Consider the following 22764-nt stretch of genomic DNA (forward strand, 5'->3'; position numbering starts at 1 on the left):
TGTGAGGGTGTCAAAGGATTAATCAGTACGCGTCGCGCATCAGCTCCGCGAGGTCGTGGTCCAGGTCCAGCTGGAGGTGCTCCAGGCCGACCGGGACCAGCTCGCTCGTCGCCCGCAGGAAACGGCGTACGTCCGCCGAGTGCACGTGCACGATCGCCGTACCCTCCGGGGCGTGGAACTCCAGCACCGTCCGGTCGAAGCCGTACGGCCGCACCCGTACGTCCCCGTCGCCCTCCGCCTCCGTCAGGCCCGCCGCGAGCAGCTCCCTCGCGAACGTCCAGCACACCTCCACGCCCTCCAGCGTCGCGGGCGCCGGGAACGCCATCCGTACCGCGAACGGATCGGTCCGGTCGTACTGCAGCGTGGCGGGGATGCTCTGCATCCGAGGCGCGGCGGCGACCAGACGGGCCTCCACGGGCTGCTCGATGACGGTGGACATCGCCTTGCTCCCTTGTGACTGCTGGACGAACTTCCTGCCGGACGACACTCGACACTTGAAGAGACGCCGGAACCCCCGGATCCGTGCACCTGAATTCCACGTGACATCGGTCACCGTACGAGGGGGACCAAGGGGGCTTGTGGGGACATCGGGGGTGATGGTGGCGGAGGGGACGGAGGGTGGGGGGTACCCGGGAGTGGCGGAAGCACGCGGGAGAGGGCCACTGGACGGAGCCGGAGGCGTCCGCTAGCTTCGCCCGGCATGAGGCGCTCGGGGATCATGCGACGTGTGGCGGGCAGAGGACGCAAGAGTGCTGCCCTCGGGATGGTCTGCGGGGTGATGCTGGCCGTGTCGGGCGCTGTCCCCGCGCAGGCCGGTACGGCGCCGTCCGGCGGCCCGCAGTGGGCGCTCAAGGACACCGGGACGCCCTCCGTACGGTTCCGGGGGCTCGCGGCGGTCAGCAGGGACACGGCGTGGCTCGCGGGGACGCAGGGGACCGTCCTGCGGACCACGGACGGCGGGGCGAGCTGGCGGAACGTGTCGCCGCCCGGCGCGCAGGACCTCCAGTTCCGGGACGTCGAGGCGTTCGACGCGCGCCGCGCGGTGGTGCTGGCGATCGGGGAGGGCGAGGCGTCGCGGATCTACCGCACGGACGACGGCGGGGCGACCTGGACGGAGTCCTTCCGCAACACCGACGCGCGCGCGTTCTACGACTGCCTGGCCTTCTTCGACCGCCGCCACGGTCTCGCGATGAGCGACCCCGTGGACGGGAGATTCCGCATCCTGTCGACCGCCGACGGCGGACGCACCTGGACCGTCCTCCCGGACACCGGCATGCCGGCCGCCCTCGACGGCGAGGCGGGCTTCGCGGCGAGCGGACAGTGCCTCGTCACCTCCGGCCCGCGCGACGTCTGGCTGGCGACCGGAGGCGCCGCGCACGCACGCGTACTGCACTCCGCGGACCGGGGCCGCACCTGGACCGCCGCCGACACCCCGATACCCGCCGCCGACCCGGCTCGGGGCGTCTTCGCCGTGACGTTCCGCGACCCCCGCCACGGCATAGCGGTGGGCGGCGACTACCGCGCCGACCAGCTCTCCCCGCGAGCGGCGGCCGTCACCACCGACGGAGGCCGCACCTGGCGGCCCGCCCCCACACCCCCGCCGTCCTACCGCTCCGGCGCCACCTGGCTCCCCCACAGCCGCACCACGGCCCTGGCCGTAGGCCCCACAGGCACCGACATCACCACCGACGCGGGCCGCACCTGGCACGCCCTGGCCCCCGGCTCCTTCGATACGGTCACCTGCACGCCGGACCACACCTGCTGGGCGGCGGGCGAACAGGGCAGGGCGGCCCGCCTGGAACGGTGACCTCGCGGCGGGGGTTCAGCCGGCGTAGACCCTGCCCTGCTTCACCACGTAGTGCACGGGGTCCGAGCAGCCGAGGGACGGGGTGAGCAGCAGGCTCACGGTCAGCGGCGCGGGCTCGGTGCTCGCGGCCGAGAACTGGCAGACCGCGCCCTTGCCGGTGAGCGGGTACCAGAACCAGCCGTCGACGTCGCCCACGGTGACGCGGTCCGACTCCTTCCAGGCGCCGCCCGCCTGCGTGTAGACCTGCAACCGCACGGAGGCGGCGTACTCGTCCTCCGTCGAACGCAGCGCGGTCAGGGTGATTTTGTAGTCGGAGCCGAGGGTGGACGAGGCGATCTCCCGCGTCTGCGGCGGTATGGCGCCGGCCGCGTTCGAGGCGCCCGCGCCGGCGGCGCCGAGGCCGGCCGCCATCAGCAGGGTGAGGGCCACGGCCGTGCCGCGGCGGGTACGAGTGCGTGTCGAGTTCATGCGTTCCCCCGTGGAACGAGTTGGTCCGGAACGTCTGAATGTTCCGTTGTCAGTGAAGACGCGTCAGATGGTTCGAAGGTTGCACAGCGATTCCCGTGTGGCCGGCCCACGAAGGCCACGGGAAGCTCCCGCCCCGTACCCTCGACCCACCATGACGACCGTACAGATCCCCGCCGGCTGGCCCACCACCGAAGCGGAAGCCCGAGCCGTCCAGGACGCCCTCCGCGCGCGCGTGGTGCTCGACGAACCCGGCCCGCCCCCGGGGAGGGGGCACGTCACCGGTGTGGACGTCGCCTACGACGACGAGCGGGACGTCGTCGCGGCGGCGGCCGTCGTGCTGGACGCGGGGAGCCTGGAGGTCGTCGCGCAGGTCACGGCGGTGGGGCGGATCTCGTTCCCGTACGTCCCCGGACTGCTGGCGTTCCGGGAACTGCCCACCGTCATGGCGGCTCTCGACGCACTGCCCTGCGCTCCGGGGCTGGTCGTGTGCGACGGGTACGGCCTCGCGCACCCGCGCAGGTTCGGCCTGGCGAGCCACCTGGGCGTTCTCACCGGCCTGCGCACGATCGGCGTCGCGAAGAACCCGTTCACGTTCACGTACGACGAACCGGAGCCCGCGCGCGGGGCGTCGGCGCCCCTCAGGGCGGGCGACGAGGAGGTCGGCCGGGCGCTGCGCACACGCGCGGGCGTGAAGCCGGTGTTCGTCTCCGTGGGCCACCGCACCACCCTGGACGCCGCCTGCGCCCACACCCTCGCGCTCACCCCCGAGTTCCGCCTCCCGGAGACGACACGCCGGGCGGACGCCCTGTGCCGCAAGGCGCTCCAGGAGGCCACGGGCGCCTCGGCACGGCGGATCTGACACCCAGACCGATCTGAGTACCTGTACGGATGTGACGCCCCGTACGCCCCGGCAGGCTGGCACCCATGACGAGCCACCGCGCGCCCAAGCCCCTCACCGACCCCGACCGCCCCGTAGAGCGCGCGGTCAACGCCGCCCTCATCCTCGCCGTACTGGCGGGGTTCGGCTGGATCGTGGGCATGATCTACACCCTCGTGGAGTGGCAGATCTGACCTGGCCGGAACGCGCCCTCACACCCGGGCCGCCACCCGGAACCGGATGCCCGCCTTCTGGAGCCGCCCGATCAGCGCGTCCCCCATGGCCACGGCCGTCGTCACCTGCCCCGCCACCGGCGGAAGGTCGTCCACCGCCAGCGCCATGGCGCTCTCCGCGAACATCTTCGCCGTCTCCCCGTACCCGGGGTCCCCGCCGGACACCTCGGTGAACACCCGCCTCCCCCCGCCCTCGCCGACGAACCGCACGGAGAACCAGCTCCGCGCCCGCTTCTCCGCGCTGGGCCCCTCCCCGGGCTCCAGGCGCGCGGACAGCCACCGGCGCGCGGGCGGCACCTGCGCGGCGGCGACGAGCGCACCGACCCCGGCGACACCCCCGAGGGCGACCGGCAGCCGGCGGACGGCGGCGTAGTGCCGGTAGCGGAAGTCGGGCCCGTACCGGGGCAGCGCCCGCGCGGAGCGGACGACGACCTGAGGATCGAGGGTGGGCAGCGGCAGCGCCCACGCGCCCACCTCGGAGGCGAACCGGGGCGCGGCGGCGGGCGCGGTGGCCCGGCGCCCGACGAGCCGGGGCTCGTACCGCGCGCGGTCGCGGGCGGCGGCGAACACCTGGCGCCCGCGCGCGAACTGGTTCAGCGCGGAGGCGAGCGTCCCGCCGGAGATCATCGCGTCGGCGCTCACGAACCCGTCGACGCTGAGCGGCACCCCCTCGGGCAGCTGACGCACCGTGAAGTACGCGCCCAGGTCGTGCGGCACGGAGTCGAACCCGCACGCGTGCACGATCCGCGCCCCGGTCTCCCGCGCGCGGGCGTCGTGCCGCACATAGGTCAGGTCGACGAACTCCGGCTCCCCGGACAGGTCGAGACAGTCGGTGCCGTTGTCCGCGCACGCGGCGACGAGGCCGTCGCCGTAGGTCACGTACGGCCCGACGGTCGTGGCGACCACGCGCGCCTGCCCGGCGAGCGCCCGCAGGGACGCCGGGTCGGCGACGTCCGCGCGCAGCACCCCGACGCCCTCGCCACCGGGCAGCCGCTCCCGCAGCCGCTCCAGCTTGGCCTCGCTGCGCCCGGCGATGGCCCACCGCAGCCCGTCGGGGGCGTGCGCGGCGAGGTACTCCGCGGTGAGCGTGCCGACGAAGCCGGTGGCCCCGAACAGCACGACGTCGTAGGGACGGTCCGATTTCTTCGGCCTGCTCATGACACCCCTCGGGTCGTTGTCAGTGGCCGAGGCTAGCGTGGAGGGTGCGGCATCTGATCACGCACCCGGGCGGCCCAGTTTCCAAGCGCTTGCTCTTGTGTTCGACCGGAACGCGTTCCTAGCATCGGCGGTGACGACAGCGAGGGGGCTGGATGACGACGGCAGGGCACGGACCGCTCGCCGGAGTGCGCGTGGTCGAGCTGGCCGGCATCGGCCCCGGCCCGTTCGCGGCGATGCTCCTGGCCGACCTCGGCGCCGACGTCGTCCGGGTGGACCGCCCCGGCCGCCCGGTCCTGGCGATCGACCCGGCGTACGACGTCACCAACCGGAACAAGCGCTCGGTGGTCGTCGACCTCAAGTCCCCGCAGGGCGCCGAGCGGGTGCTCGACCTGGCCGCCCGCGCGGACGTCCTGATCGAGGGCCTGCGCCCCGAAGTCGCCGAGCGCCTCGGCGTGGGCCCGCGGGAGTGCCACGCCCGCAACCCCGCGCTGGTGTACGGCCGGATGACCGGCTGGGGCCAGGAGGGCCCCCTCGCGCACCGCGCGGGCCACGACATCGCGTACATCGCCGTCACCGGCGCCCTCGGCATCACCGGCACCCCCGACCGGCCCCCGCCCGCCCCGGCGAACCTCCTCGGGGACTACGCGGGCGGCTCGCTCTACCTCGTCGTCGGCGTCCTCGCCGCGCTGCACCACGCGCGCGCGACGGGCACCGGCCAGGTCGTGGACGCCGCGATCGTCGACGGCGCCGCGCACCTGACGTCGATGCTCCACGGCATGCTCGCCGCCGGCGGCTGGCAGGACCGGCGCGCGGCCAACCTCCTGGACGGCGGCTGCCCGTACTACGGCACGTACGAGACGGCCGACGGCGGCCACATGGCGGTCGGCGCGCTGGAGCCGCAGTTCTACGGCGAGTTCACCGCCCTCCTCGGTCTCGACGGCTTCGCGGACGCCCGCAAGGACCCGGCCCGCTGGCCCGCCCTGCGCGAGGCGGTCGCCGCCCGCTTCAAGACCCGTACGCGGGACGAGTGGACGGCCCGCTTCGAGGGCTCCGACGCGTGCGTGGCACCCGTGCTGTCGCTGCGCGAGGCCCCGCACCACCCGCACCTCGCCGCGCGCGGCACCTTCACCGACCACGGCGGCATCACCCAGCCCGCACCCGCGCCCCGCTTCTCCGCGACCCCGACCACGATCCGCACGCCGCCCCCGCAGCCGGGCGCGGACACGGCGGACGTGGCCCGGGACTGGGGGATACCCGGCCTCACCACCGACTGACCGGCACCACCGGACCCACCCCGGGCCGGCTCACCCGAAGAGCCCACCCGGGCCCACCCCGAAACCCCGCCCCACCCGAAAAGCTCGGCTCACGACCCCCGAAAGGCCCACCCTTGAGCACCGAAGCGTACGTGTACGACGCGATCCGCACCCCCCGCGGTCGCGGCAAGGCCACCGGCGCGCTGCACGGCACGAAACCGATCGACCTGGTCACCGGCCTCCTGCACGCCCTCCAGGAGCGCCTGCCGAGCCTCGACCCGGCGGCGATCGACGACATCGTGCTCGGCGTCGTCGGCCCGCACGGCGACCAGGGCTCCGACATCGCGCGGATCGCGGCGATCGCGGCGGGCCTGCCGGACACGGTCGCCGGGGTGCAGGAGAACCGCTTCTGCGCCTCGGGCCTGGAGGCCGTCAACTCGGCGGCGGCGAAGGTCCGTTCCGGCTGGGAGGACCTCGTGCTCGCGGGCGGCGTCGAGTCGATGTCGCGCGTGCCGATGGGCTCCGACGGCGGCGCCTGGTTCAACGACCCGATGACGAACCTGGCCGTCGACTTCGTGCCGCAGGGCATCGGCGCCGACCTCATCGCCACCATCGAGGGCTTCACCCGGCGCGACGTCGACGAGTACGCGGCCCTCTCGCAGGAGCGCGCGGCGACCGCCTGGAAGGAGGGCCGCTTCACGCGCGCGGTGGTCCCGGTGACCGACCGCGCGGGCCTGACGGTCCTCGACCGCGACGAGCACCCGCGCCCCGGCACCACCGCCGACTCCCTCGCCGCCCTGAAGCCGTCCTTCGCGGACATCGGCGAACTCGGCGGCTTCGACGCGGTCGCCCTCCAGAAGTACCACTGGGTCGAGAAGATCGACCACGTCCACCACGCGGGCAACTCCTCCGGCATCGTCGACGGCGCCGCCCTCGTCGCGATCGGCTCGAAGGAGGTCGGTGAGCGCCACGGCCTCACCCCGCGCGCGCGGATCGTCTCCGCCGCCGTCTCCGGCTCCGAGCCGACCATCATGCTCACCGGCCCCGCGCCCGCCACCCGCAAGGCGCTCGCCAAGGCCGGGCTGAGCATCGGCGACATCGACCTCGTCGAGATCAACGAGGCGTTCGCGGCCGTCGTGCTGCGCTTCGCCAGGGACCTGGACATCCCCCTGGACAAGATCAACGTCAACGGCGGCGCCATCGCGCTCGGCCACCCGCTGGGCGCGACCGGCGCGATGATCCTCGGCACGCTCGTCGACGAACTGGAACGCCAGGACAAGCGCTACGGCCTCGCCACCCTGTGCGTGGGCGGCGGCATGGGCATCGCCACCATCGTCGAGCGACTCTGACCCCCTCCCGACGGATCACCGAGAAGGCACCCTCCATGAACTCCACCACCATCCGCTGGGAACAGGACCGCGAAGGCGTCGTCACCCTCGTCCTCGACGACCCGGACCAGTCCGCGAACACCATGAACGCCGCCTTCCGCACCTCCCTCGCGGCGGTCACCGACCGCCTGGAGGCCGAGAAGGACACCGTCAAGGGCGTCATCGTCACCTCCGCCAAGAAGACGTTCTTCGCGGGCGGCGACCTGCGCGACCTGATCCGCGTCACCCCGGACACCGCGCAGGAGCTGTTCGACGGCGGCCTGGAGATCAAGCGCAACCTGCGCCGCATCGAGACCCTCGGCAAGCCGGTCGTCGCCGCGATCAACGGCGCGGCCCTGGGCGGCGGCTACGAACTCGCCCTCGCCTGCCACCACCGCGTCGCCCTCGACACGCCCGGCACCAAGATCGGCTGCCCCGAGGTCACCCTCGGCCTGCTCCCCGGGGGCGGCGGCGTCGTCCGCTCCGTACGCCTCCTGGGGATCGCCGACGCCCTCCTGAAGGTTCTCCTCCAGGGCACCCAGTACAACGCCCCCAGGGCCCTCCAGAACGGCCTGATCGACGACGTGGCCGGCACGCGCGAGGAACTCCTCGCGAAGGCCCGCGCGTTCATCGACGCCAACCCCGCCTCCCAGCAGCCCTGGGACCGGCCCGGCTACCGCATCCCCGGCGGCACCCCGGCCAACCCGAAGTTCGCCGCCAACCTGCCCGCCTTCCCGGCGACCCTGCGCAAGCAGACGGCGAACGCCCCCTACCCGGCGCCGCGCCGCATCCTCGCCGCCGCCGTCGAGGGCGCGCAGGTCGACTTCGGGACCGCGCAGGTCATCGAGGCCCGCTACTTCGTCGAACTGGCCGCCGGGCAGATCTCGAAGAACATGATCCAGGCGTTCTTCTTCGACCTCCAGGCCGTCAACTCCGGCGCCAGCCGCCCGCAGGGCGTCGAACCCCGGCCGGTCCGCAGAGCGGCCGTCCTCGGCGCCGGGATGATGGGCGCGGGCATCGCCTACGCGTGCGCGCGTGCGGGCATCGACGTCGTCCTCAAGGACGTCACCGCCGAGGCCGCCCGCAAGGGCAAGGGCTACTCCGAGAAACTGTGCGCCAAGGCCGTCGCCAAGGGCCGTACGACCCAGGAGAAGGCCGACGCGCTGCTCGCCCGCATCACCCCCACCGCCGACCCCGCCGACCTCGCGGGCTGCGACGCGGTCATCGAGGCCGTGTTCGAGGACGCCTCCCTCAAGCACAAGGTGTTCCAGGAGATCCAGCACGTCGTCGCCCCCGACGCGCTGCTGTGCTCCAACACCTCCACGCTCCCCATCACCGCCCTCGCCGAAGGCGTCGTACGGCAGCAGGACTTCATCGGCCTGCACTTCTTCTCGCCCGTCGACAAGATGCCCCTCGTCGAGATCATCAAGGGCGAGCGGACGAACGAGGAGACCCTCGCGCGCGCCTTCGACCTGGTCCGGCAGATCCGCAAGACGCCGATCGTCGTGGGCGACTCGCGCGGGTTCTTCACCTCACGGGTGATCGGCCACTTCATCAACGAGGGCGTCGCCATGGTCGGCGAGGGCATCGAGCCCGCCTCCGTCGAACAGGCCGCCGCGCAGGCGGGTTACCCCGCCAAGGTGCTCTCCCTGGTCGACGAGCTGACGCTCACCCTGCCCCGCAAGATCCGCAAGGAGTCCCGGCAGGCCGTCGAGGAGGCGGGCGGCACCTGGACCGCGCACCCCGCCGAGGCCGTGATCGACCGCATGGTCGACGACTTCGGCCGTCCCGGGCGCGCGGGCGGGGCGGGCTTCTACGACTACGACGACAGCGGCCGGCGTACGGCCCTGTGGCCGGGCCTGCGCGAGCACTTCACGCGCGCGGGCGCCGAGATCCCCTTCCGCGACATGCAGGAACGCATGCTGTTCGCCGAGGCCCTCGACACGGTCCGCCTCCTGGAGGAGGGCGTCCTCACATCGGTCGCCGACGCCAACATCGGCTCCCTCTTCGGCATCGGCTTCCCCGGCTGGACCGGCGGCGTCCTCCAGTACATCAACGGCTACGAGGGAGGCCTCCCCGGCTTCACCGCCCGCGCCCGCGAACTGACCGCCCGCTACGGCACCCGCTTCACCCCGCCGGCACTGCTCGTCGAGAAGGCGGAGAAGGGCGAGACGTTCACGGACGCGTGACACCGCCAAGTAGCTGTCCGACCTGACGAAAGAGCAGGTCAGCCCGATTGTCAGTGGCGTCGCCTACCGTGGTCGCATGTCGGAGATCACGTACACGAGGGGCGACGCCACAACACCGTCGGTGAAGGGCCGCAACGACATCGACGTCCTCGTCCTCGGCGGAGCCGGGGTCGACACCGTCATCCCCGTGCCCGAGCTGCCCCTCCCGTACGTCGACAGCCACATGGTCGACGGCATCCACGCGCGGGCCGGGCAGACCGGGGACTTCGTGGCGCTGGGGCTCACCGCGCTCGGGCTCGTGGTGCACCACCTCGACTTCCTCGGCGACGATCCGGAAGGCGCGCTGGTGCGGGACTTCCACCGGGAGCACGGCATCGCGCTGACCGCCCTGCCGCAGGCCGCCGGGACCAAACGGGCCACGAACCTGGTGTCGCCGGACGGGCGAAGGCTCTCGCTGTACGACACGAGCCGCACCCGCTTCGAGGACCGGTTCCCCGAGGACACCCTGCGGGCACTCGCCGCCCGCAGCAGGCACGTACACGTCTCGCTCACCCAGCCCTGCGCCGACGCCCTCCCGGTCCTGCGCGAGACCGGCGTCCCCCTCTCGACGGACCTGCACGACTGGGACGGCGAGAACCCGTACCACGAACCGTTCGCCCTCGCCGCGGACATCGTGTTCCTCTCGGCGGCGGCCCTCACGGACGTGGAAGCGACGATGCGCCGCATCGCGAGGGACGGCCGCGCCAGGACGGTCGTGGTGACGGCCGGCGCGAAGGGCGCCTACCTCCTCGAACAGGGCGACCTGATCCGCGTACCCGCGTCCCTCCCACCCGCCCCGGTCGTCGACTCCAACGGCGCGGGCGACGCCTTCGCCGCGGGCTTCCTGTACGGCACCCTGACCGGCGCGCCCCTGCAGGAGAGCGCGGAATACGGCGCCCGCGCGGGAGCGTACGCGTGCACCGTCCCCGCCACCCGCGCCGCCGCCCTGACGAGGGCCGACCTGTGACGCCAGAACTTCACAAACACCCTCTACTGCGCAGGAGTTCACAGAGGTACCGTCCCGCCCATGCCTCTACGCAAGCGCTTCACGACCTGGAGACCCCTCGCGGCCACCACCCTCACCGTCCTGGCGGCCTCCCTCCTCACCCCCACTACGGCGCAGGCGGGTTCACGGGAGAGCCTGCCGGTCTACTCGTACGACAAGGCGATACGCCAGTCCGTATGGGTCGACACGGGCCTGGACGGCGACGGCGACGGCAAGAAGGACCGGGTCGCCGTCGACATCGTCCGCCCCCGGGAACCCGCCCAGCAGGGCCGTAAGGTGCCGGTGATCATGGACGCCAGCCCTTACTACTCCTGCTGCGGCCGGGGCAACGAGAGCCAGTTGAAGACGTACGACGCGAGCGGCAACGTCGTCCAGATGCCGCTCTTCTACGACAACTACTTCGTCCCGCGCGGCTACGCGTTCGTCGGCGTCGACCTCGCCGGCACCAACCGCTCCGACGGCTGCGTGGACATCGGCGGCCCCTCGGACATCGGCTCCGCGAAGGCGGTCGTGGACTGGCTGAACGGCCGGGCGACCGCGTACACGACCCGCACCGGCACGACGACCGCGAAGGCCGACTGGACCAACGGCCGCACCGGCATGATCGGCAAGAGCTGGGACGGCACGATAGCCAACGGCGTCGCCGCGACCGGCGTCAAGGGACTCAGGACGGTCGTCCCGATCAGCGCGATCTCCTCCTGGTACGACTACTACTTCCAGCAGGGCGCCCCGCTGTACGACGGCGGCCCCGACGACCTCTCCGACTACGTCGACAGCCCGGACGCCCGCGCCAAGTGCGCCGCCGTGCAGCAGCGGCTCAAGAACGGCGCGCCCCGCACCGGCGACTGGACCCCCCTGTGGACCGGCCGGGACTACGTCAAGGACGCGGGCAAGGTGAAGGCCAGCGTCTTCGCCGTGCACGGCATGCAGGACCTCAACGTCCGCACGAACCACCTCGGCCAGTGGTGGAACGCCCTCGCGAAGCACGGCGTCAAGCGCAAGATCTGGCTCTCCCAGACGGGTCACGTCGACCCCTTCGACTTCCGGCGCGGCGCCTGGGTCGACACGCTGCACCGCTGGTTCGACCACGAACTCCTCGGCTACGACAACGGCATCGACCGCGAACCGATGGCCGACGTCGAGCGCCACCCCGACCAGTGGGAGACGTCCCGCGCCTGGCCCCCGTCCGGCACGCGGGCGACGACCCTGCGCCCCGCGACCGGCACGCAGCCCGGCGTAGGGACCCTCGGCCTGCGCAAGGGCACCGGCACTGCGACGTTCACCGACAACCCCGCGCTGGACGAGACCGACTGGTCCGCGAAGATCGACACCGCGACACCGGAGAAGGCCGGGTTCACGACCGGGCCCCTCACGCGTGACCTGCGCCTCGCCGGTTCCCCGACGGTCACCGTCACCGCGACGCCCACGACACCGACGGCCCACCTCTCCGCCGTCCTCGTCGACCTCGGCCCCGACACGATCCGCGACTACGCGGCGGCGGGCGAGGGCATCACGACCCTCACGGACCGCACCTGCTGGGGCGCGAGCACGGCCGGCGACAGCGCCTGCTTCAAGCGGACGGCGGCGAAGACGACGTCCGTCGACTACACGGTCGTCAGCCGCGGCTGGGCCGACCTCGGTACGTACGCCGACCCGGGCCACGGCGTCCCGCTCACCCCGGGCAAGCGCTACACCCTCACGATCGCCCTGGCCGCGACCGACCACGTCGTCCCGGCGGGCCACCGCCTCGCCCTGATCGTCGCGGGCACGGACAAGAACCTCATCGAACCCCCCGCCGACAAGCCGACGCTGACCCTGGACCTGTCCCGCACGTCGGCGAACGTCCCCCTCGTGGGCGGCGCCCCGGCCTTCGCCCGCGCGACGGCAGGGACGGTCACGACCCCGCCGAGGACGGCGGCCCCGCTGGAGGGCGTCGGCCCGAACGCACAGGCACGGCGCGTGCCGTAAGCACGCAGCGCACCGGGGACGCCGCCGCGTACGGCACAGTCCAGACGTACGGCGTCCCCGCAGCGTCCGGCGCCGCCACCGCGTACGGCGCCCCGCCGACAACCGGCGCCGCAGGGCTCACCTGCGGCGCCGCACCCTTGCCACGCCCCCTTCCTGCGGCGCCGCACCTCCCTTCCCGTCCCGCCATCCCCTCACCCACCCCCCTCCACCAGCCCCGCCGCCTCCCGCGCACACCCCCAAGCCACCGTCACCCCCGCACCCCCGTGCCCGTAGTGATGCACCACGATCCGACCGTCGCCCAGCACCCCCCGCTCCAACCGCACCACCCCCCGCGCGGGCCGCAACCCCACCCGGTGCCCCAGCACCCGCGCCCCCGCGATCTCCGGCCGCAGCCGCGCGCAGCGCCGGACGATCGCCTCCGCCACGGCGGGATCGGGTACGAGGGACCAGGCGCCCTCCTCGGCCGTACCACCCAGCAGCAGCCGACCGGGCTGGGGGAAGAAGTACGTGAGGGAACCGTCCACGCCGTCGGACACGGCCCAGCTGTCGATGCCGGGGTTCTCGACGATCACCAACTGCCCCCGGACCGGGTGTACGTCGGGATCGCCGGCCAGCTCCCGCGCCCCGAGCCCGGCACAGTTGACGACCACGGGCGCGTCGGCGTCGGCGAGACCGGTCACGGCACGCACCTCGACCCGGCCACCGGCCTCCTCGAACCGCCTCCGCAGCCACGGCAGATACACGGCCATGTCGACCAACGGCAACCGGGCCCACAACCCGGCCCTCGCCGCGTACTCACCCGGCGTGCAGGCCCGCAACCCCAGCGCCGCCCCCTCCAGCCACCCCACCTCGTCGAGGGACGTCCCCCCGAGCACCCCCTCCGCCATCCGCACCCCGGCCGCCCCGCCCTGCCGAGCCAACTCCCGGTACACGTCGAGCGACTCCAGCGCCCAGGCGCGCGCGGTGAGCCGGGGCTCGATGTGGTACGGCCACCACAGCGCACCGGCGACGGCCGAGGTCGTCGCCTCACCCACCTCGCGGGCCCAGACCCGCACCTGCCACCCCCGCTCGGCCAGCACCACTCCGGTCGTCAGCCCGACGACCCCGGCCCCGATGATCACGACGTCACGGTTCATCCCCGGAACATCCCCGGAGAACCCCCGCTCCATCCCCTCCTGAAACCCGGAAGCCCCCACCCCAGCTAGGATCTACCCTCTGTGACCGCCACCCTCGTCGCCAAGAACCTCGCCGCCGGCCACGGCGACCGCTCCCTCTTCTCCGGACTCGACCTCGTCGTGGCCCCCGGGGACGTGATCGGCCTGGTCGGGGCCAACGGCGCGGGCAAGTCCACGCTGCTGAGACTGCTCGCGGGACTGCTCGCCCCGGAGGAGGGCGACCTCAAGCTCTCCCCGCCGACCGCGACCGTCGGCCACCTCCCGCAGGAACCCGAACGGCGCCCCGGCGAGACGATCCGCGAGTTCCTGGCCCGCAGGACCGGCGTCGCCGAGGCACAGCGCCTGATGGACGAGTCCGCGCAGGGCCTGGCCGACGGAGTCCCCGGCGCGGACGACGCCTACTCCGTGCACCTGGAGCGCTGGCTCGACCTCGGCGGCGCCGACCTCGACGAACGCGCGGAGGAAACCGCCGCGACCCTCGGCCTCACCGTGGGCCTGGACCAGCCGATGACGTCCCTGTCCGGCGGCCAGGCCGCCCGCGCGGGCCTCGCCTCGCTCCTCCTGTCCCGCTACGACGTCTTCCTCCTCGACGAACCCACCAACGACCTCGACCTCGACGGCCTGGAACGCCTGGAACGGTTCGTGAAGGGCCTGCGCGCCGGCACGGTCGTCGTCAGCCACGACCGCGAGTTCCTCACCCGCACGGTCACCAAGGTCCTCGAACTCGACCTGGCCCAGGGCCAGATCAACCTCTACGGCGGCGGCTACGAGGCGTACCTCGAAGAACGCGCCACCGCCCGCCGTCACGCCCGCGACGACTTCGAGGAGTACGCCGACAAACGGTCCGCGCTCCAGGACCGCGCCCAGATGCAGCGCTCCTGGATGGACAAGGGCGTCAAGAACGCGCGGCGCAAGGCGAACAACGACAACGACAAGATCGGCCGCAAGTTCCGCAGCGAGGCCAGCGAGAAGCAGGCGGCGAAGGCGCGCCAGACGCAGCGCATGATCGAACGCCTCGACGTCGTCGAAGAACCCCGCAAGGAATGGGAGTTGCGGATGGAGATCGCCTCCGCACCCCGCTCGGGCGCGGTGGTCGCCTCCCTACGGGACGCGGAGATCCGCCTCGGCGACTTCGGCTTCGGCCCGGTCACCCTCCAGATCGACTGGGCGGACCGGGTAGCGGTGACCGGCGCGAACGGGGCAGGAAAATCAACCCTGCTGGCAGCGCTCCTGGGCCGCCTCCCGCTGGACTCCGGTACGGCGACGCTGGGTTCGGGCGTCCTGGTCGGCGAGGTGGACCAGGCCCGCAAACTCTTCTACGGCCCCGAGTCGCTGCTGGACGCGTTCTGCGCGGCGGTCCCGGACACGGAACCGGCGGAAGTCCGCACCCTCCTGGCCAAGTTCGGCCTCAAGGCGGACCACGTCCTGCGTCCGGCGGCCACCCTGTCCCCGGGAGAGCGCACGAGGGCGGGCCTGGCCCTGCTCCAGGGCAGGGGCGTGAACCTCCTGGTGCTGGACGAGCCGACGAACCACTTGGACCTACCGGCGATCGAACAGCTGGAATCGGCGCTGGAGGAGTACGAGGGAACGCTGCTCCTGGTCACCCACGACCGCAGAATGCTGGACGCGGTACAGGTGACGCGCCGCCTGGAGGTAGCGGCAGGAAAGGTGACGGAGCGTTAAAACCCCTTTAAGGGCAACGCCCCAAAGGGGTGCGGGGAACTGCGCGACCGGCCACAATGGACCCGCAGTTCCCCACAGACCTTTAGCGCTTCCTTTTCTTGGGATCCACCAGTCCAGCTTTCCGCAGGGCATCAGCCATCGCACTATTGGACGGCGCCGGAGCCGACCGCTGCCCGCCGCCACCCCCACGCCCTTGCTGCCGCTGCTGAGGCGGACGCCGAGAACCAGAAGCCGCCCCCGAATTCGCCGCCTCGTCCTCAAGCCGCAGAGTCAACGAAATCCTCTTCCGGGGAATATCGACGTCAAGCACCTTCACCTTGACGATGTCCCCCGGCTTCACCACTTCCCGAGGGTCCTTGACGAAATTCCGCGACATCGCGGAAACATGCACGAGCCCGTCCTGATGCACACCGACATCGACGAACGCCCCGAACGCGGCGACGTTGGTGACAACACCCTCCAGCACCATCCCGGAGGACAGGTCGGCGATCTTCTCGACCCCGTCCTTGAACGTCGCCGTCTTGAAGGCGGGCCGAGGATCCCGACCGGGCTTCTCCAACTCCTTGAGAATGTCGGAAACGGTAGGAAGCCCGAACGTCTCATCGACGAAGTCACTTGCCCGAAGTGACCGCAGGGTAGCCGTATTACCGACGAGCGAGGCGACTTCCTGCCCGGACGTCTTCACCATCCGCCGGACGACGGGGTACGCCTCGGGGTGCACGCTGGACGAGTCGAGCGGATCGTCCCCGCCCCGGATCCGCAGGAACCCGGCACACTGCTCGTACGCCTTGGGCCCGAGCCGGGCGACCTTCTTCAGCTCGGTACGGGACCGGAACGGCCCGTTGGCATCGCGGTGGGCGACGATGTTCTCCGCGAGCGTGGAGGTCACCCCGGACACGCGGGCCAGCAGCGGCGCGGACGCCGTGTTGACGTCGACCCCGACGCCGTTCACACAGTCCTCGACGACCGCGTCGAGGGACCGCGACAGCTTCACCTCGGAGAGGTCGTGCTGGTACTGCCCGACCCCGATGGACTTGGGGTCGATCTTCACGAGCTCGGCGAGGGGGTCCTGGAGCCGCCGCGCGATGGAGACGGCGCCGCGCAGCGACACGTCCATGTCGGGCAGCTCCTGCGAGGCGAACGCGGACGCCGAGTACACGGAGGCACCGGCCTCGGAGACCATGACCTTCGTCAGCTTCAGCTCGGGGTGCTTGGTGATGAGTTCACCGGCGAGCTTGTCGGTCTCGCGGGACGCGGTCCCGTTGCCGATGGCGACCAGCTCGACCGCGTGCTCCTTCGCGAGGCGCGCGAGCTTGGCGATCGCCTCGTCCCACTTGTTCGCCGGGACGTGCGGGTAGATGACGTCGGTGGCGACGACCTTGCCGGTCGCGTCGACGACGGCGACCTTCACGCCCGTACGGAAACCGGGGTCGAGGCCGAGCGTCGCGCGCGTGCCGGCGGGGGCGGCGAGCAGGAGGTCGCGGAGGTTGGCGGCGAACACGTTGACCGCCTCGTCCTCGGCGGCCGTCCGCAGGCGCAGGCGGATGTCGATGCCGAGGTGGACGAGGATGCGGGTGCGCCAGGCCCAGCGCACCGTGTCGAGGAGCCACTTGTCCCCGGGACGGCCACGCTCGGCGATCCCGAACCGCGAGGCGATGATCGGCTCGTACGACGAAACGGAACCCGCACCCGAACCAGCACCCGCAGTGTCCGCCGACGGCTCCTCCGGCTCCAGCACGAGATCGAGGACATCCTCCTTCTCCCCCCGCAGCATCGCCAGAATCCGGTGCGAGGGCAGCGCGGTGAACGGCTCCGCGAAGTCGAAGTAGTCGGCGAACTTCGCGCCCGCCTCCTCCTTCCCGGCCCGCACCTTCGCGGCCAGCCGCCCGCGCGTCCACATCCGCTCCCGGACCTCGCCGATCAGGTCGGCGTCCTCCGAGAACCGCTCGGTGAGGATCGCGCGCGCCCCGTCCAGCGCGGCCTGCGGATCGGCGACGCCCTTGTCCGCGTCCACGAAGGCGGTCGCGGCGGCCAGCGGGTCGACGGACGGGTCCCCGAGCAGGCCCTCGGCGAGCGGTTCGAGCCCGGCCTCGCGCGCGATCTGGGCCTTCGTACGCCGCTTCGGCTTGAACGGCAGGTAGATGTCCTCCAGCCGCGCCTTCGTCTCGGCGCCCTGGATGCGCGCCTCCAGCTCGCCCGTCAGCTTGCCCTGCTCGCGGACCGACTCCAGGACCGCCGTACGCCGTTCCTCCAGCTCGCGCAGGTAGCGCAGGCGCTCTTCGAGCGTGCGCAGCTGCGCGTCGTCGAGCATCTCCGTCGCTTCCTTGCGGTAGCGGGCGATGAACGGCACCGTGGAGCCGCCGTCGAGCAGCTCCACGGCCGCCCTGACCTGCCGCTCCCGTACGCCGAGTTCCCCGGCGATCCTGCCTTCGATGGACCCTGCTTCGGTCACGACCCGTACCGCCTTCTCCAACGTCAGCTTGCGCCGCAATTGTGGCAGGTGCCACTGACACCGGGTGACCTGGTGCACGAACTCGTCCCGGCCGACCGTGGCCGAAAAGGTGGGAAGCGCGTCATTGCAGCCGCCCGGACACCCACGAAGAATCGGACGCATGGAAGAGCGCACCGTCCTCGTCGTCCTCTTCGACGGCGTCCAGAGCCTCGACGTGAGCGGCCCGGCGGAGGTCTTCGCGGGCACGCACGTGTTCGCCCCCGGCAGCTACCGGATCGTCACGGCCTCCCTGGACGGCGCCCCCGTACGCACCACCAGCGGCCTGACCCTCGTCCCGGACACGGCCCTGTCCGACGCGCCCGTCCCCGACACCCTGCTGGTGCCCGGCGGCCCGGGGACGCGGGGCGAGGCCCCGGAACTCGTCGCCTGGCTGCGGGGCAACGCCTCGCGCGCGCGGCGCCTGGTGTCGGTGTGCACCGGCGCGATCCGGCTCGCGCAGGCGGGGTTCCTCGACGGGCGGCGGGCGACGACGCACTGGGCGTACTGCGCGAAACTCGCCCAGGACCACCCGGAGGTAGACGTCGACCCCGAGCCCATCTACGTCCGTGACGGCGCCGTCTCCACCTCGGCGGGCGTGACCGCGGGCATCGACCTCGCGCTCGCCCTCGTCGAGGAGGACCTCGGCCGCGACGTCGCCCTCGCGGTGGCCCGCAACCTCGTCGTCTTCCTGCGTCGCCCGGGCAACCAGGCCCAGTTCAGCGCCCAGCTCACTGCCCAGATGGCCCGGCGTGAACCCCTGCGGGAGGTCCAGCGCTGGATCTCCGAGCACCCGGCGGCCGACCTGGACGTCGATTCGCTGGCCGCTCGCGCGGCTCTGTCTCCCCGCCACTTCGCGAGAGCCTTCCGCGCCGAGACCGGCACCACCCCGGGCCGCTACGTGGACCGCGTCCGCCTCGAACACGCCCGCCGCCTCCTGGAGGACACCACGGCCGGCATCGAACAGATCTCCCGCACGAGCGGCTACGGCACCCCCGAAGCCATGCGCCGGGCCTTCGTCAAGGCCCTCGGCACACCCCCGGCGGAATACCGCCGCCGCTTCCGCCCGAGCACGACCTGAATCACCCGCCCACCACCGGAAGGCCCCACCCATGCAGATCGCCATCCTCCTGTTCGACGGATTCACCGCCCTCGACGCGGTAGGCCCCTACGAACCCCTGGAGGGCGTCCCCGACGCCGAGATCGTCTTCGTCGCCGAGAAGGCCGGCCCCGTCCGCACGCACACCGGACACCTCGCCCTCACCGCCGACCGCACGCTCGACGAGGTCACCCGCCCCGACATCGTCGTGGTCCCCGGCGGCCCCGGCCAGACCCGGCAGATGGACAACGAACGCCTCCTGGACTGGCTGCGCGAGGCCGACGAGGCCAGCACCTGGACGACGTCCGTGTGCACCGGCTCGCTGCTCCTGGGCGCCGCGGGCCTGCTCGAAGGCCGCCGCGCGACCTCGCACTGGCTGGGCCTGGACACGCTGCGCACCTTCGGCGCCGAACCGACCGGCGAGCGGGTCGTGTTCGACGGCAAGTACGTCACCGCGGCGGGCGTCTCCTCCGGCATCGACATGGGGCTCGCGCTGCTCGGCCGGATCGCCGGTGACACCGTCGCGCAGACGGTCCAGCTCGTCATCGAGTACGACCCGCAGCCGCCCTACGACGCCGGTTCACCGCAGAAGGCTCCCGCGGAGATCGTCGAGTCCCTGCGCGCCCGCAGCCGTTTCGTCCTCAACGGGACCAGCTGAACCTCGGCGCCCTGCGCTCCAGGAACGCGGCGACCCCCTCGGCGCCGTCGCCGCTGCCGCGTTCCGCCTCGGCCCAGTACGCGTCCCGGTCCGTGCGCCCGTCCGCGAACTCCTTCGCCGCCGCCTGCGTCAACCGCGAGCGGGAGACCAGGACCCGCGTGAACTCCCCGACCCGCTTGTCGAGTTCACCGGCAGGCACCACCTCGTCGACGAACCCCGTGCGCAGCGCGCGCTCCGTACCGATCAACTCCCCGGAGAACAGCAGCCACTTCGCGGTCGCCGGCCCCACCAGGGACACCAGCCGCCGCGTGGTGGACGCCGGATAGACCAGCCCCAGCTTCGCGGGCGTCACCCCGAACAGCGCCCCCTCCTCCGCGAACCGCAGATCGCAGGCCGCCGCCAACTGCGCCCCGCCGCCCACGCAGTGCCCGCGTACGGCGGCCAGGGTGGGCCGGGGGAACGCGGCCAGCGCCTCCTCCGCGAGGACCGGCAGCTCCCGTGCCTCGGCGGTCGACCCGCGCAGGCTGGAGATGTCGGCGCCCGCGCAGAACGTGCCGCCCTCCCCGGTGAGCACCAGCGCGCCCACGCGCGGGTCGTCCGCGAGGGACGCGAGCAGCGGCGGCAGGGCGCGCCACATGTCCGGGGTCATGGCGTTGCGCCGCGCGGGGTGGCCGATGACGACGGTGGCGACCGAATCGGCCACCCGGTGGGACAGACGGGGCTCCATGTCAGGGGATGCTAACCGCCGCCCGGAGGAACGTTCCTGGCAACCGCCTGATCAACGAAACGGTCGTATCCGTAAACCGTCACCCCCAGGGGCCTGCGATTCGATCAATATCGATCTATTTACGGCCAGTCAACAAGAGCGGACGGCGCCGTTGCCAACACTCGACGTGTGGTGACAACCGAGTACAGCGGCATCGAGGACAGAGGCGGCGACCGGACGATGGACGATCACGGGTGCGGGCCCGACCCACGCCCAGAGGGCGGCGACAGCACGACCGGGGCGGCGCCGGAGCCGCTGCCGTACGAGGGGGTGTGGCGGTTCACCGCGCCCGCCGTGGATGCCTCCGTCCCGCAGGCGCGGCGCGCCGTACGGGACCTGCTGCACCGGCAGGGCGTGCCGGTCGCGGACGACATCGTCGACGGGCTCCTGCTGATCGTGTCGGAGCTGGTGACCAACGCCGTCAAGCACGCGGCGCTGCTGTCGCCGACGCTCGCGCTGGAGGTGGCGGTCGGCGCGGAGTGGGTGCGGGTGTCCGTCGAGGACAACCACCCGTACCGTCCGACCGCCCTGGAGAACCCTCACAGCGAGACCGGCGGCCGGGGGCTGCTGCTGGTGCGGGAGTTCACCCGGGAGGCGGGCGGCGTGTGCGACGTGGAACACACGACGACGGGCGGCAAGGTCATCTGGGCGGCGCTCCCGCTGAAACCTTTGCGCAGGGGCTGACCAGGGAGCCCGGGAGGCGGCTGACCGCCTCCCACCGGTCCGTCCCTACCAGCCCGCCGCATCGCCCGTCAGTTCGCGGACCGCCGGGCGCGCGGCGTCCAGGACGGTCATGAACCAGGAGGAGAACGGGTCCTTCGCGTGCCGCTCGGCGAGTTCCGCGGCCGTCACGAAGGCCGTGTCGCCGACCTCCTCCGGCTCCGGCCGCACCGGCGACTGCACGAGGCCGACGAAGAGGTGGTTGAACTCCTGCTCCACCAGGCCCGATTCGGGGTCGGGGTGGTTGTAGCGGACGGTGCCCGCCTCGGCCATCAGCGAGGGGGAGACGCCCAGTTCCTCGTGCGTCCGCCGGGCCGCCGCCGCGAACGGGGCCTCACCGGGGTACGGGTGGCCGCAGCAGGTGTTCGACCACACGCCGGGGGAGTGGTACTTGCCGAGCGCGCGCTGCTGGAGCAGGAGACGGCCCTGTTCGTCGAAGAGGAACACCGAGAACGCGCGGTGCAGCTGCCCCGGCGGCTGGTGCGCGGTCAGCTTCTCGGCCGTGCCGATCGTGACGCCGTTCTCGTCGACCAGTTCCAGCAGGATCGGGTCCGTGGTGCCGCTCGGTGCACTGTGCGTCGTGGTGGCAGGTGTGATCGGCATACCCATCCTTAGCATCGGTCCTCGCGCCCCCAGTCTGCCGTACACGTCCGGCGCTCCCGGCGCGAAGCGGTGCCGGGAACGGGGCCCGATGGGTGATCTTGCCCGCCCCGGCAGCCCCGGAACCGTCCCCTGCGGGGCGCGGGCCGACAACCAACCCGGACGAGTGGTACGTCGCAAGCACGGCCGAAAATCGGATGGTCCGACCGCATCCGCCGTGGCCCCCCGGCTCCTCACCTCCTCAGTTCCTCAGTGACAGAGCCGCGCCTCGTGCTGCGCGTGCCCGCTCGGCTCCAGCTGGAACGTGCAGTGCTCGACGTCGAAGTGGTGCCCCAGGCAGCCCTGGAGATCGTGCAACAGCTTCTCGTGGCCGATCGCGTCCAGGACGTCGGAGCGGACGACGATGTGCGCGGACAGCACCGGCAGGCCCGAGGTGATCGTCCAGGCGTGCAGGTCGTGGACGTCCTCGACGCCGTCCAGGGCGAGGATGTGGTCGCGCACCTCGGTCATGTCGACGTCCTTGGGCGCGGACTCCAGCAGCACGTCCAGCGTCTCGCGCAGCAGCTTGACCGTCCTCGGGACGATCATCAGGCCGATCACCAGCGAGGCGACCGGGTCGGCGGTCTGCCAGCCCGTCGTCAGGATCACCGTGGCCGAGATCAGCACCGCGACGGAGCCGAGCGTGTCGGCGGCGACCTCCAGGAACGCGCCGCGCACGTTCAGGCTCTCCTTCTGGCCGCGCATCAGGAGCGTGAGCGAGATCATGTTCGCGACCAGGCCGATCGCGCCGAACACGGCCATGAGGCCGCCCTCGGTCGGCGCGGGCGTGAAGAACCGCTGCACCGCCTCGTACAGCACGTACCCGCCGACCCCGAGCAGCAGCAGGCAGTTCGCGAGCGCCGCGAGGATCTCCGCGCGGGCGAGCCCGAACGTCCGGTGCGAACTCGCCGGCCGCTCCGCGAACCGGATCGCCAGCAGCGCCATCCCGAGCCCCACGGCGTCGGTGGCCATATGGGCCGCGTCCGCGACCAGCGCCAGCGAGTCCGCGGCGACCCCGCCGACGATCTGCACCACCATCACGCTCAGCGTGATCCCGAGCGCGATCCGCAGCCGTCCCTTGTACGCGGCGGCGGCCGTCCCGCTCGGCGGCGCATGACCGTGCCCATGCCCGTGATCGTGTCCAGCACCCACGACAACACCCTCCCGGCGC

Annotated in this window: 20 protein-coding genes; 12 read left to right on the forward strand and 8 right to left on the reverse strand. The window is 72.4% G+C overall.

The window, feature by feature from the left end; all coding sequences use genetic code 11:
* Window positions 1-22 precede the first annotated feature (22 nt).
* Window positions 23-439 (reverse strand): spore wall synthesis regulator SsgD, encoded by a 417-nt coding sequence (gene ssgD, locus ACQCO7_RS35935; protein WP_010354457.1) that lies wholly within the window; start codon window positions 437-439, stop codon window positions 23-25.
* A 279-nt stretch (window positions 440-718) separates the two neighbouring features.
* Here ssgD and ACQCO7_RS35940 point away from each other — a divergent pair, with 279 nt between their 5' ends.
* The gene (locus ACQCO7_RS35940; RefSeq protein WP_464075722.1) at window positions 719-1807 is read left to right on the forward strand and encodes a WD40/YVTN/BNR-like repeat-containing protein; all 1089 of its coding nucleotides are present in this window, start codon (window positions 719-721) and stop codon (window positions 1805-1807) included.
* A 15-nt stretch (window positions 1808-1822) separates the two neighbouring features.
* Here the strand turns inward: ACQCO7_RS35940 and ACQCO7_RS35945 are convergent, their stop codons facing one another.
* Entirely contained in the window at window positions 1823-2275 is a 453-nt protein-coding gene (locus ACQCO7_RS35945; protein ID WP_464075723.1) for a hypothetical protein, read from the reverse strand.
* A gap of 151 nt (window positions 2276-2426) precedes the next feature.
* Between ACQCO7_RS35945 and ACQCO7_RS35950 the strand changes: the two genes are divergently transcribed.
* Together ACQCO7_RS35950 and mmpA are read left to right on the forward strand one after the other, a co-directional pair.
* The gene (locus ACQCO7_RS35950) at window positions 2427-3134 is read left to right on the forward strand and encodes an endonuclease V (protein WP_464075724.1); all 708 of its coding nucleotides are present in this window, start codon (window positions 2427-2429) and stop codon (window positions 3132-3134) included.
* Between the two features lie 65 nt (window positions 3135-3199).
* Window positions 3200-3346: a morphogenic membrane protein MmpA gene (gene mmpA, locus ACQCO7_RS35955; protein WP_010356576.1), complete on the forward strand. Its 147-nt coding sequence runs from the start codon at window positions 3200-3202 to the stop codon at window positions 3344-3346.
* An 18-nt stretch (window positions 3347-3364) separates the two neighbouring features.
* On the opposite strand, the gene ACQCO7_RS35960 is transcribed toward mmpA, so the two are convergent.
* Window positions 3365-4543 (reverse strand): saccharopine dehydrogenase family protein, encoded by a 1179-nt coding sequence (locus tag ACQCO7_RS35960; protein WP_464075725.1) that lies wholly within the window; start codon window positions 4541-4543, stop codon window positions 3365-3367.
* Window positions 4544-4695: 152 nt separating this feature from the next.
* Here ACQCO7_RS35960 and ACQCO7_RS35965 point away from each other — a divergent pair, with 152 nt between their 5' ends.
* The 5 genes from ACQCO7_RS35965 to ACQCO7_RS35985 all read left to right on the forward strand — a co-directional run bounded on the left by ACQCO7_RS35965 (window position 4696) and on the right by ACQCO7_RS35985 (window position 12365).
* Complete coding sequence (locus ACQCO7_RS35965) at window positions 4696-5817, forward strand: CaiB/BaiF CoA transferase family protein (RefSeq protein ID WP_464075726.1); 1122 nt, start codon at window positions 4696-4698, stop codon at window positions 5815-5817.
* A gap of 113 nt (window positions 5818-5930) precedes the next feature.
* Entirely contained in the window at window positions 5931-7145 is a 1215-nt protein-coding gene (locus ACQCO7_RS35970) for an acetyl-CoA C-acetyltransferase (protein WP_464075727.1), read from the forward strand.
* Window positions 7146-7180: 35 nt separating this feature from the next.
* Window positions 7181-9352, forward strand: a complete 2172-nt coding sequence (locus ACQCO7_RS35975; RefSeq protein ID WP_464075728.1) for a 3-hydroxyacyl-CoA dehydrogenase NAD-binding domain-containing protein — start codon at window positions 7181-7183, stop codon at window positions 9350-9352.
* Window positions 9353-9428: 76 nt separating this feature from the next.
* Complete coding sequence (locus ACQCO7_RS35980) at window positions 9429-10358, forward strand: adenosine kinase (protein ID WP_464075729.1); 930 nt, start codon at window positions 9429-9431, stop codon at window positions 10356-10358.
* Window positions 10359-10418: 60 nt separating this feature from the next.
* A complete protein-coding gene (locus ACQCO7_RS35985) occupies window positions 10419-12365 on the forward strand; it encodes a Xaa-Pro dipeptidyl-peptidase (protein WP_464075730.1) in 1947 nt (648 codons plus the stop codon).
* A gap of 191 nt (window positions 12366-12556) precedes the next feature.
* On the opposite strand, the gene ACQCO7_RS35990 is transcribed toward ACQCO7_RS35985, so the two are convergent.
* Window positions 12557-13501 (reverse strand): FAD-dependent oxidoreductase, encoded by a 945-nt coding sequence (locus ACQCO7_RS35990; protein ID WP_464075731.1) that lies wholly within the window; start codon window positions 13499-13501, stop codon window positions 12557-12559.
* An 81-nt stretch (window positions 13502-13582) separates the two neighbouring features.
* Here ACQCO7_RS35990 and ACQCO7_RS35995 point away from each other — a divergent pair, with 81 nt between their 5' ends.
* Entirely contained in the window at window positions 13583-15223 is a 1641-nt protein-coding gene (locus ACQCO7_RS35995) for an ABC-F family ATP-binding cassette domain-containing protein (protein ID WP_464075732.1), read from the forward strand.
* Between the two features lie 82 nt (window positions 15224-15305).
* Here the strand turns inward: ACQCO7_RS35995 and ACQCO7_RS36000 are convergent, their stop codons facing one another.
* A complete protein-coding gene (locus ACQCO7_RS36000) occupies window positions 15306-17675 on the reverse strand; it encodes a Tex family protein (RefSeq protein ID WP_464075733.1) in 2370 nt (789 codons plus the stop codon).
* A gap of 160 nt (window positions 17676-17835) precedes the next feature.
* Here ACQCO7_RS36000 and ACQCO7_RS36005 point away from each other — a divergent pair, with 160 nt between their 5' ends.
* Together ACQCO7_RS36005 and ACQCO7_RS36010 are read left to right on the forward strand one after the other, a co-directional pair.
* Window positions 17836-18792: a GlxA family transcriptional regulator gene (locus ACQCO7_RS36005; protein WP_464075734.1), complete on the forward strand. Its 957-nt coding sequence runs from the start codon at window positions 17836-17838 to the stop codon at window positions 18790-18792.
* Between the two features lie 31 nt (window positions 18793-18823).
* Window positions 18824-19468, forward strand: coding sequence for a DJ-1/PfpI family protein (locus ACQCO7_RS36010; protein WP_464075735.1), 645 nt, complete (start codon window positions 18824-18826; stop codon window positions 19466-19468).
* Here the strand turns inward: ACQCO7_RS36010 and ACQCO7_RS36015 are convergent.
* Entirely contained in the window at window positions 19452-20195 is a 744-nt protein-coding gene (locus ACQCO7_RS36015) for an enoyl-CoA hydratase/isomerase family protein (protein ID WP_464075736.1), read from the reverse strand. The two genes, ACQCO7_RS36010 and ACQCO7_RS36015, sit on opposite strands and share 17 nt — an antisense overlap.
* A gap of 219 nt (window positions 20196-20414) precedes the next feature.
* Between ACQCO7_RS36015 and ACQCO7_RS36020 the strand changes: the two genes are divergently transcribed.
* Entirely contained in the window at window positions 20415-20918 is a 504-nt protein-coding gene (locus tag ACQCO7_RS36020; protein ID WP_050375553.1) for an ATP-binding protein, read from the forward strand.
* 45 nt (window positions 20919-20963) lie between these two features.
* Here the strand turns inward: ACQCO7_RS36020 and idi are convergent, their stop codons facing one another.
* On the reverse strand, window positions 20964-21557 hold the full coding sequence (gene idi / locus ACQCO7_RS36025) for an isopentenyl-diphosphate Delta-isomerase (protein WP_464075737.1): 594 nt from the start codon (window positions 21555-21557) through the stop codon (window positions 20964-20966).
* Between the two features lie 246 nt (window positions 21558-21803).
* On the reverse strand, window positions 21804-22745 hold the full coding sequence (locus ACQCO7_RS36030; protein WP_464075738.1) for a cation diffusion facilitator family transporter: 942 nt from the start codon (window positions 22743-22745) through the stop codon (window positions 21804-21806).
* Window positions 22746-22764 lie beyond the last annotated feature (19 nt).

The sequence above is a fragment of the Streptomyces saintjeani genome (genome assembly GCF_055409605.1).